The sequence below is a fragment of the Nocardioides zhouii genome (assembly GCF_004137345.1).
Taxonomy (GTDB): domain Bacteria; phylum Actinomycetota; class Actinomycetes; order Propionibacteriales; family Nocardioidaceae; genus Nocardioides; species Nocardioides zhouii.
In genome coordinates, this window is record NZ_SDWV01000009.1 from 150,396 (window position 1) to 164,829 (window position 14,434).

The 14,434-nt window shown below is 71.3% G+C and carries 15 protein-coding genes; 9 read left to right on the forward strand and 6 right to left on the reverse strand.

Annotated elements, in window-relative coordinates; translation table 11 throughout:
* The first annotated feature begins 17 nt into the window (after window positions 1-17).
* The 3 genes from EUA94_RS10940 to EUA94_RS10950 are packed head-to-tail and all read left to right on the forward strand — an operon-like array spanning window position 18 to window position 2,085.
* On the forward strand, window positions 18-653 hold the full coding sequence (locus tag EUA94_RS10940; protein WP_242494797.1) for a nitroreductase family protein: 636 nt from the start codon (window positions 18-20) through the stop codon (window positions 651-653).
* The gene (locus EUA94_RS10945; RefSeq protein WP_129426907.1) at window positions 650-1,126 is read left to right on the forward strand and encodes a glutathione peroxidase; all 477 of its coding nucleotides are present in this window, start codon (window positions 650-652) and stop codon (window positions 1,124-1,126) included. The genes EUA94_RS10940 and EUA94_RS10945 overlap by 4 nt, the downstream gene beginning before the upstream one ends.
* Window positions 1,123-2,085, forward strand: a complete 963-nt coding sequence (locus EUA94_RS10950) for a hypothetical protein (protein ID WP_207210500.1) — start codon at window positions 1,123-1,125, stop codon at window positions 2,083-2,085. Before EUA94_RS10945 ends, EUA94_RS10950 begins: the two co-directional genes overlap by 4 nt.
* Here EUA94_RS10950 and EUA94_RS10955 read toward each other — a convergent pair.
* The 4 genes from EUA94_RS10955 to EUA94_RS10970 are packed head-to-tail and all read right to left on the reverse strand — an operon-like array spanning window position 2,082 to window position 4,548.
* The gene (locus EUA94_RS10955) at window positions 2,082-3,344 is read right to left on the reverse strand and encodes a glutathionylspermidine synthase family protein (RefSeq protein ID WP_129426908.1); all 1,263 of its coding nucleotides are present in this window, start codon (window positions 3,342-3,344) and stop codon (window positions 2,082-2,084) included. The two genes, EUA94_RS10950 and EUA94_RS10955, sit on opposite strands and share 4 nt — an antisense overlap.
* Window positions 3,344-3,802 (reverse strand): DUF350 domain-containing protein, encoded by a 459-nt coding sequence (locus tag EUA94_RS10960; RefSeq protein WP_129426909.1) that lies wholly within the window; start codon window positions 3,800-3,802, stop codon window positions 3,344-3,346. The genes EUA94_RS10955 and EUA94_RS10960 overlap by 1 nt, the downstream gene beginning before the upstream one ends.
* Before the next feature lie 60 nt (window positions 3,803-3,862).
* Window positions 3,863-4,261: a hypothetical protein gene (locus EUA94_RS10965; protein WP_242494798.1), complete on the reverse strand. Its 399-nt coding sequence runs from the start codon at window positions 4,259-4,261 to the stop codon at window positions 3,863-3,865.
* Complete coding sequence (locus tag EUA94_RS10970; protein WP_242494799.1) at window positions 4,258-4,548, reverse strand: GNAT family N-acetyltransferase; 291 nt, start codon at window positions 4,546-4,548, stop codon at window positions 4,258-4,260. The genes EUA94_RS10965 and EUA94_RS10970 overlap by 4 nt, the downstream gene beginning before the upstream one ends.
* 61 nt (window positions 4,549-4,609) lie before the next feature.
* Here EUA94_RS10970 and EUA94_RS10975 point away from each other — a divergent pair, with 61 nt between their 5' ends.
* A complete protein-coding gene (locus EUA94_RS10975) occupies window positions 4,610-6,013 on the forward strand; it encodes an NAD(P)-dependent malic enzyme (RefSeq protein ID WP_129426911.1) in 1,404 nt (467 codons plus the stop codon).
* A gap of 96 nt (window positions 6,014-6,109) precedes the next feature.
* Here EUA94_RS10975 and EUA94_RS10980 read toward each other — a convergent pair whose 3' ends face one another.
* Window positions 6,110-8,200, reverse strand: a complete 2,091-nt coding sequence (locus EUA94_RS10980; RefSeq protein ID WP_129426912.1) for an MMPL family transporter — start codon at window positions 8,198-8,200, stop codon at window positions 6,110-6,112.
* An 88-nt stretch (window positions 8,201-8,288) separates the two neighbouring features.
* Here EUA94_RS10980 and EUA94_RS10985 point away from each other — a divergent pair, with 88 nt between their 5' ends.
* Window positions 8,289-8,747, forward strand: a complete 459-nt coding sequence (locus tag EUA94_RS10985) for a MarR family winged helix-turn-helix transcriptional regulator (RefSeq protein ID WP_129426913.1) — start codon at window positions 8,289-8,291, stop codon at window positions 8,745-8,747.
* A 3-nt stretch (window positions 8,748-8,750) separates the two neighbouring features.
* Here the strand turns inward: EUA94_RS10985 and ppgK are convergent, their stop codons facing one another.
* Complete coding sequence (gene ppgK / locus EUA94_RS10990; protein WP_129426914.1) at window positions 8,751-9,506, reverse strand: polyphosphate--glucose phosphotransferase; 756 nt, start codon at window positions 9,504-9,506, stop codon at window positions 8,751-8,753.
* 142 nt (window positions 9,507-9,648) lie between these two features.
* Between ppgK and EUA94_RS22925 the strand changes: the two genes are divergently transcribed.
* Genes EUA94_RS22925 through EUA94_RS11010 form a run of 4 tightly spaced genes read left to right on the forward strand, consistent with a single transcriptional unit; the run spans window position 9,649 to window position 14,426 of the window.
* Window positions 9,649-11,127 carry a fatty acid desaturase gene (locus EUA94_RS22925; RefSeq protein WP_129426915.1) on the forward strand — a complete coding sequence of 493 codons (1,479 nt, stop codon included), beginning with the start codon at window positions 9,649-9,651 and terminating at the stop codon, window positions 11,125-11,127.
* 56 nt (window positions 11,128-11,183) lie between these two features.
* On the forward strand, window positions 11,184-11,747 hold the full coding sequence (locus tag EUA94_RS11000; RefSeq protein WP_129426916.1) for a TetR/AcrR family transcriptional regulator: 564 nt from the start codon (window positions 11,184-11,186) through the stop codon (window positions 11,745-11,747).
* A 41-nt stretch (window positions 11,748-11,788) separates the two neighbouring features.
* On the forward strand, window positions 11,789-13,177 hold the full coding sequence (locus tag EUA94_RS11005; protein ID WP_129426917.1) for an MFS transporter: 1,389 nt from the start codon (window positions 11,789-11,791) through the stop codon (window positions 13,175-13,177).
* Window positions 13,178-13,187: 10 nt separating this feature from the next.
* Window positions 13,188-14,426: a M15 family metallopeptidase gene (locus EUA94_RS11010; protein ID WP_129426918.1), complete on the forward strand. Its 1,239-nt coding sequence runs from the start codon at window positions 13,188-13,190 to the stop codon at window positions 14,424-14,426.
* The last annotated feature ends 8 nt before the right edge of the window (window positions 14,427-14,434 follow it).

The window sequence follows — 14,434 nt, forward strand, 5'->3', positions numbered from 1 at the left end:
ACTGGCATGCTCGCCGGGTGACCGACCCCGCGCACGAGCAGGCACCCCGACCGTCGGCCGAGGGCCTCGCGGAGCCGATGCGCTCGCGCTGGAGCGCCAGCGTGTACGACGACCGCCACCGGTTGGGCGAGGCCGAGATCGAGACCCTGCTGCATGCCGCGCAGTGGGCGCCGAGCGCCGGCAACAGCCAGCCGTGGCTGTTCTTCGTGTGCGTCCCCGGGACGCCCAACCACGACCGGCTGGTCGCTACGCTGAGCCGGGGCAACTCCGGGTGGGTGCCGCGGGCCTCGGTCGTCTTCCTCACCGCCGCGCACGTACGCACCGGCGAGGAGCCCGACGCGCCGGCGTTCAGCGACTACGCGTTGCACGACGTCGGCCAGGCCGCGGCCCACCTGACCCTGCAGGCGCGGGCGATGGGGTTGCACGCCCACCAGTTCGCGGGCTTCGACCACGACGCCCTCGCTGCGGCCCTCGGCGTACCGCCCACCCACCAGCTGCTCACCGGCATCGCCGTCGGCGCACCGGGCGACCCGGCCGATGTCGACGAGCGCACGGCGGCCCGCGACCACCGCGACCGGGTGCGCAAGCCGCTGGCGGAGTGGGCGTTCTGGGGAGGGTTCGGCGAGGGTCAGGTGGCAGACTCGGAGGCATGACTTCTCTCAACGACTTCTCGGCGCCCGCGATCGACGGCACGGACACCGACCTCTCGCAGTACGACGGCAAGGTCGTGCTCGTGGTCAACACCGCCTCGCAGTGCGGCTTCACCGGCCAGTACAAGGGCCTGCAGCAGCTCCACGACACCTACGAGGACCAGGGCCTCGTCGTGCTCGGGTTTCCCTGCGACCAGTTCGGCAACCAGGAGCCGGGCAACGAGTCGGAGATCTCCGACTTCTGCGAGCGCAACTTCGGCGTGACGTTCCCGCTGTTCTCCAAGGTCGACGTCAACGGCGACGAGGCGCACCCGCTGTTCGACTGGCTGAAGGACTCCAAGGGCGGCCTGCTCGGCAGCAAGATCAAGTGGAACTTCACCAAGTTCCTCGTCGGTCGCGACGGCCAGGTCATCAGCCGCTACGCCCCGACCACCGAGCCGGAGAAGCTGAGCAAGGACATCGAGAAGGCGCTGTGATCCGCGCCGGGGTCCTGGCCGCGGCGCTCCTCGCCGCGACGGTGACCTCGGCGCCCACTGCGTACGCGGACACGGTGGTCGGCAGCGGCACCCCGGCGTCGTGCACCTCGCAGGCGGTCGTACGCGCCGTCGCCGCCGGTGGTCTGATCTCCTTCGACTGCGGCCCGGAGCCGGTCACCATCGCGATGAAGCGGACGGCGAAGGTCGTCAACACCTCCGCACGGGTCGTCCTCGACGGCGGCGGGCTCGTCACCCTGAGCGGCCAGGGGGAGCGGCGCATCCTCTACCTGAACACGTGCGACCGCGCGCAGGTCTGGACGACGTCGCACTGCAACGACCAGGCAGAGCCGCGCCTCGTCGTACGCCGGATGCGCTTCGTCGACGGCAACGCGACCGGCGAGACGACCGACGGCGGCGGGGGCGGCGCGCTCTTCGTGCGGGGTGGCCGGCTGAAGATCATCGACTCGCACTTCGCCGACAACCGGTGCGACCGCACCGGCCCGGACGTCGGCGGGGGCGCCGTACGCGTGCTCGACCAGCACCGCGACCGGCCCGTCGTCGTCCGCCGCTCGAGCTTCACCGGCGGCCGGTGCAGCAACGGCTCGGCGCTGAGCAGCATCGGGGTGTCGTGGCGGATCGTGTCGTCGACGTTCACCGACAATGCGGCGATCGGCCGCGGCGCCAACCCCGCGCGGTCCGGCACGCCGGGCGGCGGCTCGGGAGGTGCCATCTACCTGGACGGCAACGACATCCACCTGACCGTCGAGGACTCGACGATCACCGGCAACCACGCACGCGAGGGCGGCGGCGCGATCCTCTTCGTCTCCAACGACCGCACAGGCACCCTCACCATCGACGGCTCGCGGCTGATCGACAACCCGAGTGACGGCTTCGAGACCCTGCCGGGCATCTTCTTCCTCGGCGCGAGCCGGACGATCACCGACAGCGTCGTCCGCTAAAGCGTCGGCGCGTCGGGCCCGACCCGTTCGGCCAGCCACTCCGCGACCTGCGCCTCGCTGGGAGCGAGCCCGTCGCTGATGACGTGCGGAGCGACCCGCGAGAAGAAGTCGGTGACCATGCCGTCGGACTCGCGCACCAGCATCCCGGCGGCCTCGCCGTCAACGATCCACGATCCGAGCACCACGCGATTGCCTTCGAAGCTCGGCAGGTCGGTGTAGGCCTGGTAGACCCAGCCCTCGTCGCCGTAGCCGCCCGTCATCACGACGTCCTCGATCATGTCGTCGAGGTGGATGCGGATGTTGTCGCCCTCGCGCCCGTGCAGCGGCTTGGCGACCCAGCGCTCGAGGTCGCGCGGCTCGTCGAAGTACGCCGGCAACAGCAGGCGGTGGCGCGGGTAGAGCTCCCACAGCACCGGCAGCAGCGCCTTGGTGCTGAGCAGCGCCTTCCACGGCGGCTCGATCCACCGGGCCGGTCTCGCCTCGGCCCGGTCGACGATCATCCGGCCGAACGGCTCGGCGAGCATCTCCTCCCAGGCGTAGAGCTTGAAGGCGTTGCGGATCGGCTCGTCGTGCACGTCGCGGTACTCGCGCGCGTCGGGGTTCCAGCCCACCTCGGCCATCGGGTGCGCGAGGGCGAGCCACCCGGCCTGGACGGCCGTGTCCATCAGGTAGTGGACAGTCATCTCCATCTCGCCGCCGTCGTAGGCGTCGGCCTCGCCGAGGTCGTAGAGGAAGTGCATGCGGTCCCCGTCGAAGTGCCCCGAGCGACGCAGCCGGCGCCAGCCCGCCACGAGCCGGTCGTGGACCGAGTTCCACTGGTCCATCTCCGGCATCACGTCCTCCATCCAGCGCCACTGGACGACGCCGGTCTCGACGAGGCCGGTCGGGGTGTCACCGTTGATCTCGAGCATCTTGATCGAGCCGTCGGCGCCGTAGGCGAGGTCGAAGCGCGCGTAGAGCGCCGGGTCGCCGGCCTCCACCGAGCGGCGTACGACGCCGAGCGAGCCGGGCGGCAGCCCGAGCCGCTCGGCGGTCATCGTCGTGGCCATGTGGGAGACGGCCGCCAGGCACATCGCCCACAGCTCCTCGGTGGCGACCTCGAGGGCCTCCACCTCCTCCGTCGTCACCTCGTACCAGGCGTCCTCGTTCCAGTAGGGGAGCTCGGAGCCGTCCGGCATCTTCGTGGTCGGGAAGACCAGTCCCTGCTCGACGACGGTGTCGCGCCAGCCCTCACGGGCCTTCGAGCGGTGCCGCCACATCAGGCGATGCTGGCGCAGACGATGGCGCCCACCGAGAGCGCGACCGACGCGGCGACGTAGGCCAGCGGCCGCACGGGGCCGGGCTCGGTGATGATCCGGCGCAGGTCGCCGGGAGTGATCGCCTCGACGGCGAAGAACATCAGCGTGTTGAGCGCGATGCCGAGCGCGCCGAAGGACACGGTCCAGGCGAGCGCCCAGCCCAGCGAGGTCTCGCCGTTGGTCCAGATCGCGGTGAAGAGCACGGCCGCGTTGGAGACCAGCCACGCCGAGGTGACCACGCCGGCCGAGCGCGAGTGCGCGTGCACCGACTCCAGGCCGTTCTCGTCCACGCCGCGTAGGTGGGTCCCGAGGTGGCCGGGGGTGGCCAGGTCGAGGACGTAGTAGGCCGCGACGAGCATGGCGCCGCCGATGAGGGCGTAGGCGACGGCGTGGAACAGGGCGTTGAGCAGGTCGGTCACGGGGTCTCCTGTGGCGCGGGATCGTGCGGGCGTACGGCGGTCATGGGTGCGGGCGCGGGCTCATCCACCGAAGCTGCGGTTGCTCCCGCCGAACCCGCCCTTGGTCGTGCTGGATCGCACCGTCGAACCGCCGGTGGTGGGCAGGCCGCCGCGCTGGACGGACCCGTTGAGCGTGGTGCCACGGAAGGTCCCGCCACTGACGGTCGAACCGACGCCGGGCACCACCGCCCGCGCGGCGAGGTAGTACCAGAAGAAGCCGGTGCCGGTGCCGTTGTAGTCCGAGTCGTCATCACACTGGTCGTCCTCGACCCGCTGCTCGGTGTCGGGGTCGACGCACACGGCCGCGTAGTCGGCGCTGGTGGCGCACCCGGTGAGGGTGGAGGCCATGACGGCGGTGATGCCGAGCGAGATGCTCGCCGACCGCATCCGGCGGCGTGCGGTGGTGGTCGTGGTGGTCATGGGCCCTCCGTGGCGACGAGGTCGGCGTACTCCGGGTGCTTCTCGATGTACGACGCCACGTAGGGGCAGGTCGGCACGACGCGCAGCCCGCGTGACCGGGCGTCGTCGAGCGCACCGCCGGCGAGGACGGCCGCATAGCCGTGGCCGCTGTGGGCCGAGCCGACCTCGGTGTGCACGAGGGTGATCACGTCGCCGTCGAGGTGGTAGGCCACGATGCCGATCAGCTCGTCGGGCGAGCGGAGCTCGTAGCGGTGCCGGTCGGGAGCGTCGGCGAACTCTATGTCCACAACCCCGAGCGTAGACGCAGGTGACTTGTGCGTAACCCCGGCGGAGGGGGAGGGTGCGGACATGGCAGCAACCGCGTCGTCGTACTCGATCACCATGCGGTTGTACACCGCGCCCGACCACGGCGTCGTCGGCGCGGTCGCGACCCAGATCGCCGCGTCGGGGGGTGTGGTGACCGCGATCGACGTCACGGAGTCGCGTCACGACCGGCTCGTGGTCGACGTGACGTGCTCGGCGTCCGACGCCCCGCACTCCGAGGAGCTCGTCGCCGCGGTCGCCGCGGTCGAGGGCGTGACGGTGCACAAGGTCAGCGACCGGACGTTCCTGCTGCACCTCGGCGGCAAGATCTCGGTGCAGTCCAAGGTGCCGCTGCGTACGCGCGACGACCTGTCGATGGCGTACACGCCCGGGGTCGGCCGCGTGTCGATGGCGATCTACAACAACCCCGAGGACGTCCGCAAGCTCACCATCAAGGGCAACTCGGTCGCCGTCGTGACCGACGGCTCCGCCGTGCTCGGACTCGGCAACATCGGCCCCGGCGCCGCGCTGCCGGTGATGGAGGGCAAGGCCGCGCTGTTCAAGCGGTTCGCCGACATCGACGCCTGGCCCATCTGCCTGGCCACCCAGGACACCGACGAGATCGTGCGCGCCGTCGAGATGATCGCGCCGGGCTTCGGCGGCATCAACCTCGAGGACATCGCCGCCCCGCGCTGCTTCGAGATCGAGCGGCGGCTGCGCGAGTCGCTCGACATCCCCGTCTTCCACGACGACCAGCACGGCACCGCGATCGTCGTGCTGGCGGCGCTCACCAACGCGCTGCGCTGCGTCACCAAGGAGCTGGCCGACGTCAGGATCGTGGTCTCCGGCGCGGGCGCCGCGGGCACCGCAATCGTCACCCTGCTGCTCGCGGCCGGCGCCGTCGACGTCGTGGTCGTCGACCGCGAGGGTGCGCTGTCGGCGGACGACGGCTCGCTCTCGTCGGCTCACTCCGAGCTCGCAGCCGCGACCAACCCGCGCCGGGTGACGGGCTCGCTGCAGGACGTCCTGGTCGACGCCGACGTCTTCGTCGGCGTCTCCGCTCCGGGCATCCTCGACGCCGAGTGGATCCCGTCGATGGCCCCCAAGCCGGTCGTCTTCGCGCTCGCCAACCCCGACCCGGAGGTCGACCCGGCCGAGGCCGGCAAGTACGCCGCGGTCGTTGCATCGGGCCGCTCCGATTACCCCAACCAGATCAACAACGTGCTGGCCTTCCCCGGCGTCTTCCGCGGGCTCCTCGACGCCGGCGCCGAGGACGTCACCATCGACATGCTGCTCCGCGCCGCCAAGGCGATCGCCGACACGGTGAGCGCCGAGGAGCTGCACCCGGCCTTCATCATCCCGAGCGTCTTCCACCCCGACGTGACCAAGCGGGTGGCGGCCGCGATCAGCGGGCCGATCGGCGGCCCGTCCGGTCGCAAGGACGGCTGAGGCCGGCCACTCCTGGGGGAAGTCTTGCGCGATGGGGCCGTTGCAACGGCCGATCCGCGCAGGAGTCCCCGCTGAGGCGGTGACTCCTGCAGGGGGCTAGCCGGTCACCTTCCGCGGCCACCAGAACTTCTCGTCGAGGGTCAGGGCGAGGGCGGGCACCAGCACCGTGCGTACGACGAGGGTGTCGAGCAGCACGCCGACGAAGATGATCGCGCCGAGCTGGGCGAGCACGACGAGCGGCAGCACGCCGAGCACGGCGAAGACCGCCGCCAGCAGGATGCCGGCGCTGGTGATCACCCCGCCGGTCGCGGTGAGCGCCCGCAGCATCCCCTTCCGGGTGCCGTGCTCGCGCGCCTCCTCGCCGGCCCGGGTGACGAGGAAGATGTTGTAGTCGACGCCGAGTGCGACGAGGAAGAGGAACGCCAGCAGCGGCACACCGGTGTCCATCGCCTCGAAGCCGAAGACGCCCTGGAACAGCCACCACGACGCGCCCATGCTCGCGGCGTAGGTCCCGACGACGGTCGCCACCAGCAGCAGCGGCGCCACGATCGAGCGCAGGAGCAGGAGCAGCGCGCCCAGCACCAGCAGCAGGATCAGCGGCAGGATGAGGAGCCGGTCCTTGGCGGCGTAGTCCTTGGCGTCGAGCGCCTCGGCGTCACCGCCGCCGACGTGGGTGTCGGTGAAGTCCGCGACCGCCGCGCGTACGTCCACGACGATGGCCTGCGCCGCGTCGCTGCCGGGGTCCGCGTCGGGTACGGCGTCGATGCGGGCGATGCCGTCGCCGGTGGTCGTGATCCGCGCCGAGTCGACTCCCTCGACCGCCTCGACGGCCGACAGCACCTGCTCGGACGTGTCGCGGGTGACGACCTGGACCGGGTCGCTGGTACCGGCGGGGAAGGACTCGCCGAGCCGCTCGGCGGCGGAGATCGCCTCGGGCTTCTGGAGGAACTGGTCGGCCGGGTCGAGACCGGTGGTGATGCCCAGCGTGCCGCTGGCGAGCACGGCCAGGGCGAGGACGGTGCCGACCACGAAGGTGCGCGGCCGGCGGGCGACGGCGTCGCCGACCCGGTGCCACAGCGAGGAGTCGGAGTCGACCAGGACGGTGTCGCCGACGTGGGGCACCTTGGGCCAGAAGACCCAGCGGCCGAAGAGCACCAGCGCGGCGGGGAGCACGACGAGCGCGAACGTCGCGGCGATGACCACACCGACCGCGCAGGCCAGGCCCAGGCCGCGGGTCGTGGGGATCGCCGACAGCAGCAGGGTCAGCAGGCCGAGCACGACGGTGATCGAGCTCGAGGCGACCGCCTCGGCCGTACGGGAGACCGCGCGCGCCATCGCCAGGTGGCGCGAGTCCTCCCGCTTGAGCTCGTCGCGGTAGCGCGAGATCAGCAGCAGGGCGTAGTCGGTGCCGGCGCCGAAGACGAGCACGCTGAGGATGCCGATCGTGGACTCGTCCCATGCCACGCCGGTGGCCTGCAGGACGTTGGTCGCGACGATGGCGGACAGGCGGTCGGCGATGCCGACGACGGTGAGCGGCACCAGCCAGAGGACCGGGCTGCGGTAGGTGATGATCAGCAGCAGGGCCACGACGCCGGCGGTCGAGAGCAGCAGGCGCAGGTTGGCGCCGTCGAAGACCTTGCCGAGGTCGGCCTGGATGCCCGCAGGCCCGGTCACCTGGACCTCGAGGCCGTCGGGGGCGTCGTCGCGCAGCTGCTGGCGCAGGTCCTCGACCTTGTCGATGTTGTCGGTCGCGGAGATCGAGGTGACCGGGATGGCGGCGAAGGCGGCCGTACGGTCCTCCGACACCACGACCGGGCCGGTCTGCCCGTCGGCGGGTTGGCCACCCTGGTCCGGCTGGCCGCCCTCGGCGCCGCCCTCCTGCGAGAGGAGCTCGATCGCCTGGGCGTCGAGGTCCTGCTGGGCGGCCTGGTCGATCTCGCCGGTGGCGGCCGTCCAGAGGACGATCGCGACCTGGCCGTCGTCCTCGGGGAGCTGCTCGGCGAGCTCGACGGCGAAGGTGCTGTCGGCGCCCGCGGGAAGGGAGTCGACGGCACTGGTGTCCCGCTCACCCTCGGGGACCAGCGCGATGATGGCGAGCGCGAGGAGGATGGGCACGAGTGCCACGAGCCACGCCGTACGACGTCCGGACACGAAGCGGGCAGGAGCGGGGGGCTGGTGACCGGGCACGTGAGTTCCTAGGCTGTGGTGGCTAACGGAGTAGATTGCTAAGTAAGTTAGCGATCATCGCCGCCCGACGCAAGACGAGAGGACGACCGTGACCCCACCGGAGCAGCCGACCCAGGGCTGGGACACGTCCGGCAGTCTCGAGGCGCTGCGCGAGCTGGTCACGACCGGCGCCCGGGTCAACCACGTCGTCGCGCGGCGGGCCGGCATCAGCGACACCGAGCTGGTGACGCTCGAGCACCTGGCGCGCGAGCAGATCGGACCGGCCGAGGTGGCGCGCCGGCTCGAGGTGTCCACCGCCGCGGCGACCGGGATCGTCGACCGCCTCGTCTCGCGCGGGCACGTCGAGCGCCGCCCCCACGCGGCCGACCGGCGGCGTACGGAGCTCGTGCTGACGGAGTCGGGTCGTGGCGAGGTGGTGGGCCACCTGCTGCCGATGTTCATCGCGCTCGACCAGCTCGACCGCGGCTTCACCGCCGAGGAGCGAGAGGTCGTGGAGCGCTACCTCCGCGGCGCGATCGCAGCGTTCGAGCGCGTGCTGGAGCCGTAGCCCTCAGTCCTCCTGGCCGGCCTTGCGGTGCGCGACGAGGGCGGCGCCGACGATGCCGGCGCGGTTCTCGAGCTTGGCGGGGATGATCTCGGTGTCGATCTCGATGAGGTGGCCGAACTTCTCCCACGACTTGCTGACGCCGCCGCCGACCACGAAGAGGTCGGGGGTGAAGAGCCGCTCGAGGTGGCGGAAGTACGCGGTGAGCCGCTCCGACCAGTCCCCCCAGCTGAGGCCCTCGCGCTCACGGGCGCTGGTGGCCGCCCGCGACTCGGCGAGGACGCCGTCGAGCTCGAGGTGACCCATCTCGGAGTTGGGCACCAGCACGCCGTCGTAGATCATCGCGGAGCCGATGCCGGTGCCGAGGGTGATGACCATGACGAGTCCCTTGCGCCCCTTGGCCGCGCCGTACTCCGACTCGGCCAGGCCCGCAGCATCGGCGTCGTTGACGACGTGCACCTCGCGGCCGAGGGCCTTGGTGAAGATCGCGTCGGCGTCCTCGCCGATCCACGACTTGTCGATGTTGGCGGCGGAGAGCACCACGCCGCGCTGGACGATGCCGGGCACCGTCACGCCGACCGGCGTGGTGGAGGTGGGGAACGTGTCGACGATCTGCTGGAAGACCGTGGCGACGGACTGGGGATCGGCGGGCTTGGGGGTGTCGATGCGGACCCGGTCCTGCGCGAAGTCGCCGCGCGCGAGGTCCACGGGTGCGCCCTTGATGCCCGTGCCGCCGAAGTCGATGCCGATGGGGTGCTCCATGGGGCCCGAGACTAGCGGCCCGGTGACGGTGCCTGCACGGCGCTCCGACAGCCGAAACTGCGCATTTGACAAAGCGGGGGGTCTTGTCAACGAAGTTTACAGATCGTATGGTCATGTAAACCCCACGGCAGGAGGTCACACCATGGCCGGCTACCCCACGAAGATTCCCAGTCGACTCGCTCCCAGCGGCACGGTGCCCGAGGGCACGACCGCGATCTGGCGAGACCAGAAGCGCTACCTCTGGCTCATCGGCCTCGTCGTGCCGAGCCTGGCGTTCGTCGCCTTCGGCGGCTACGTCACGACGGGCTTGAGCGCGTGGTTCTGGGTCGGCCCGATCGTGATCCTCGGCATCGTCCCGGCGATCGACCTGGTCGCCGGCCTCGACCGGTCGAACCCGCCCGACGACGTGATCGAGGCGCTGGAGCAGGACCGCTACTACCGCTGGATCACCTACCTCTTCCTGCCCATCCAGTACGTCGGGTTCCTCGGCGCGATGGCCGTGGTCGGCGGGTGGGACGTGTTCGGCGTGCTGGCCGACCAGCCGCTCGACACGATCGACAAGGTCGGCCTCGCGGTCTCGATCGGCTGCATCGGCGGCATCGGCATCAACACCGCTCACGAGCTCGGCCACAAGAAGGAGGCCAACGAGCGCTGGCTGTCCAAGATCGCGCTGGCGCAGGTCTTCTACGGCCACTTCTACATCGAGCACAACCGCGGCCACCACGTCCGTGTCGCCACCCCGGAGGACCCGGCGAGCGCCCGGCTCGGCGAGAACTTCTACCAGTTCTGGCCGCGCACGGTCGGCGGCTCGGTGAGGTCCGCGTGGCGGCTGGAGAAGCGCCGCCTGGCCCGACGCAAGCAGCGCCCGTGGCGCCTCGACAACGACGTCCTCAACGCGTGGCTGATGTCGCTCGCCCTGTGGGCGGTGGTCCTCGCGGCGTTCGGCCTCGAGGTGGCGCCGTACCTCGTGATCCAGGCGGTCGTGGGCTTCTCGCTCCTCGAGGTCGTCAACTTCATGGAGCACTACGGCATGCTCCGCCAGAAGGTCGGCGAGGGCGAGCGCCAGCGCTACGAGCGCGTGCTGCCCGGCCACAGCTGGAACTCCAACAACATCGCGACCAACGTGCTGCTCTACCACCTGCAGCGGCACAGCGACCACCACGCCAACCCGACCCGGCGCTACCAGACGCTGCGCGACTTCGAGGAGAGCCCGGTCCTGCCCACGGGCTACGCCGGGATGATCGTCCTCGCCATCGTCCCCGCCGTCTGGCGTCGCGTCATGGACCGGCGCGTGGTCGACCACTTCGGCGGCGACGTGACGCTCGCCAACATCAGCCCACGCAAGCGGGAGACGTACCTCGCCCGCTACGCCGCGTCGAGTCGAGTGCGCGGCTCCGTGGCCGATACGACCGCGAGCGCACTCGACCCGCGCGCCGAGGTGCTGGCCGCGCGATGCCCGAGCTGCGAGTACGTCTACGAGGTCGCCGCCGGCGACGAGCACGAGGGCTTCGCGGCCGGCACGGCGTGGGCGGACATCCCCGCCGACTGGTGCTGCCCCGACTGCGGCGTGCGCGAGAAGGTCGACTTCGTGCCGTACGAGCCCGAGCGGTCGGTCGCCTGACCACCGGCCTGAGCACCACGTCCGTCCCTGTGCGGGCGCTCCCTAGACTCGTGGGCATGCCCGAGACGACCCGCGACCGCATCATCGACGCGGCCGTCCGCCTCACCACCTCGTCGGGCTGGGCAGCGGTCACGATGTCCCGCCTCGCCGACGAGGTCGGGGTGAGCCGGCAGACGGTCTACAACGAGGTCGGGTCCAAGCCGGCACTGGCCGAGACGATGATCCTCGAGGAGCTGGCCCGGTTCCTGCAGGTCGTCGACCAGGCCTTCGACGCCGAGCCCGACGACCTGACCCGCGCCATCGAGCGCTCGGTCATAGACGTCCTCACCTATGCCAGCGCCAACAAGCTCCTCCACGCGGTCGTCAGCGCCACCCACGGCGCCGACACCGAGCTGCTGCCGCTCCTGACGACCAACGCCGGCTCGCTGCTCGACGCGGCGAAGGGGGTCGTCCTCGCCCGCGTCGCGCCGTACGCCCCGGGCATCGAGGTGGCGCACCTCGAGCCGGCCGCCGACATGGTCGTACGGGTGGTGCTGAGCCACGTGATGCAGCCCTCCGCGTCGCCCCAGCAGACGGGCGCGGACATCGCCTGGCTCGCCGGCCGGGTGCTCGAGCACTGAGCGCGGCGGCCGCTGACGGACCGGGCGCCTAGCCTGTGCCCATGGCCGCAGTCGTGTGGGGTACGCCGCAGGGCCGCGGCATCATCGCGGCCGCGACCCTCGGGTCCGGGCTCACCCTGCTCGACGGCTCGGTGGTCAACGTCGCGCTGCGCACCATCGGCACCGACCTCGACGCCTCGCTCGTCCAGCTGCAGTGGGTGGTCAACGGCTACTTCCTCTCCCTGGCGTCCCTGATCCTGCTGGGCGGATCGCTCGGCGACCGCTTCGGCCGGCGGCGGATCTTCGTGATCGGCACGATCTGGTTCGCCGCGGCGTCCCTGCTCTGCGGGATCGCGCCGACCGCCGAGGTGCTGATCGCCGCGCGCGTGCTCCAGGGCATCGGCGGCGCACTGCTCACGCCCGGCAGCCTGGCGATGATCCAGGGTGCCTTCGCGGCCGAGGACCGTGGCCGCGCGATCGGCGCCTGGTCGGGCCTCGGCGGGATCGCGGCCGCCATCGGCCCGTTGGTCGGGGGGCTGCTGGTCGACCACGCCTCGTGGCGCTGGATCTTCCTCATCAACCTGCCGCTCGCTGCACTGACCGTCTGGCTGGCCCAGCGCTTCGTGCCCGAGACGCGCGACCCCCGTACGCACGGCGGCTTCGACGTGCCCGGAGCCGTCCTCGCCTCGCTCACGCTGGCCGCACTGACCTTCGCCCTCACTGACTGGCACAACCCCCTGATGCCGTACGCCCTGGGCGTCGCCGCCCTCAGTGGCGTGGCGTTCTACGTCACCGAGCGGCGCGGGTCGGAGCCGATGGTCCCGCTCGGGCTCTTCGCCGACCGCACGTTCAGCGCCGCCAACGCGATGACGCTCGTCGTGTACGCCGCGCTCGGCGCGATCCTGTTCTTCCTCGTCCTGCAGCTCCAGACCGTCGCGGGCTACACCGCGCTCGAGGCAGGCCTCGCCACGCTCCCGGTCACGATCGTGATGCTCGCCCTCGCGGCCCGCGGAGGAGCGCTCGGCCAGCGGATCGGCCCCCGCATCCCGATGTCCGTCGGCCCGGCCGTGATGGCCGCCGGCACGATCTGGTTGATGGTGGTCGGCCCGGACGTCATCTGGTGGCGCGACGTGCTGCCGGGACTGACGGTGTTCGCCCTCGGCCTGGCCCTCATGGTCGCCCCGCTCACGGCCACCGTCATGGCCGCCGCCCCCGACGACAGCGCCGGGATCGCCAGCGGCATCAACAACGCCGTCGCCCGGGCCGGCTCGCTCCTCGCCGTCGCCGCGCTGCCGGTCGCGGTGGGACTCGGCGGCAACGACTACGCCGACCCGGCGGTCTTCGACTCGGCGTACGACTCCGCGATGGTGGTGTGTGCTGGCCTGCTCCTGCTGGGCGGCGCGGTCTCGTGGGTGACCATTCCCCACCGGATCCTCACACCTCCCGCCTAGGGTCTCTCCCATGCGCGTACGACGGGGACCGGGGGTGGCGGCCGCGGCTGCCCTCACCCTGCTCCTCGGCGCGTGCAGTGGCGAGGGCGGAGCCGAGCCCGACCCGACCCCCGCAGCCGGGAAGTCCGACCGGCCGAGCGCGAAGCCGCAGAAGCCCGAGAAGTCCGACGCGACCGTCGTCCCCGTCGCCGACCCCGACCACGCCGTCGACCCGCCCGGCAAGCGCGACGGCCGGCTCTGGAGCGCCGACATCCTCATCCAGTGGGACAAGACGATCGACGACGACCTGCTGAAGCAGATCGAGAAGCTCAAGGGCGTCGCCCACACCGAGCGGATCGGCCTGGGCCAGGTCAGCCTGGAGAACCGGGTGCTGACGGTCGCGGCCGTCGACCCCGGTGGCTATCGCAACTTCACGACAGTCGAGGTTGCCGACTCCCAGGTCACGTGGGACCGCGTCGCGGGTGGTGAGCTGGCGATTGACCAGAAGGACGCCAAGCGCCTCGCCGACAAGGACGGGATGATCCGCCTGGGCTCGCCGGACGACGACGCGCCGAGCCTGCACGTCGGGGCGTACGTCCCCCAGATCCCCACCGTCGACATGGTGGTCAACACCGCGTGGGCCGACGACATCGAGATGGCCACCGACAACGGCCTGCTGATCTCCACGGACAACATCACGCCGGCCACGATCCGCAAGCCGCTGGAGAAGCTCGTCGGCAAGGACGCGTCGGTCCAGATGCTCGACGTGGCCTCCGTCCTCGGCCTCGACCCCGACGCCCGGCTCACCGCGATCCCGACCGGCGGCAGCATCGGCAGCGTCGTCGGCACCTATCGCTACCGGGTCATCGGTGGCGGCCGGATCGCGCCGGAGTCGTCGTGGGTCGCGGCCAACATCCGCACCGAGGTGGTGCCGATCCTGGGCAGCGTTACCTGTCACCGGGACCTCTTCCCCCAGTTGCGCGCAGCCCTGCTGGAGATCCAGCAGTCCGGGCTGGCCGCGGAGATCCACCCCGACGAGTACGCCGGCTGCTACTACCCGCGCTTCATCGCCAACACCACGAGCCTGTCCAACCACTCCTTCGGGCTCGCCCTGGACCTCAACGTGCCCGGCAACGGCCGCGGCACGGTCGGCGAGATGAACCGCGCGGTCGTCGCGATCTTCGAGAAGTGGGGCTTCGCCTGGGGCGGCGACTGGCGCTACACCGACCCGATGCACTTCGAGCTCAGCGAGATCAAGCGCGTCGGCTAGCGTGCGTC

Coding starts and splice junctions, on each gene's coding strand:
- EUA94_RS11000 (WP_129426916.1), top strand. CDS start 11,184: ATGCCCGAGACGACCCGCGACCGCATCATCGACGCGGCCGTCCGCCTC.
- EUA94_RS10945 (WP_129426907.1), top strand. CDS start 650: ATGACTTCTCTCAACGACTTCTCGGCGCCCGCGATCGACGGCACGGAC.
- EUA94_RS11010 (WP_129426918.1), top strand. CDS start 13,188: ATGCGCGTACGACGGGGACCGGGGGTGGCGGCCGCGGCTGCCCTCACC.
- EUA94_RS11005 (WP_129426917.1), top strand. CDS start 11,789: ATGGCCGCAGTCGTGTGGGGTACGCCGCAGGGCCGCGGCATCATCGCG.
- EUA94_RS10965 (WP_242494798.1), bottom strand. CDS start 4,261: ATGACCACCACGACCACCACCGCACGCCGCCGGATGCGGTCGGCGAGC.
- ppgK (WP_129426914.1), bottom strand. CDS start 9,506: ATGGAGCACCCCATCGGCATCGACTTCGGCGGCACGGGCATCAAGGGC.
- EUA94_RS10955 (WP_129426908.1), bottom strand. CDS start 3,344: ATGTGGCGGCACCGCTCGAAGGCCCGTGAGGGCTGGCGCGACACCGTC.
- EUA94_RS10975 (WP_129426911.1), top strand. CDS start 4,610: ATGGCAGCAACCGCGTCGTCGTACTCGATCACCATGCGGTTGTACACC.
- EUA94_RS22925 (WP_129426915.1), top strand. CDS start 9,649: ATGGCCGGCTACCCCACGAAGATTCCCAGTCGACTCGCTCCCAGCGGC.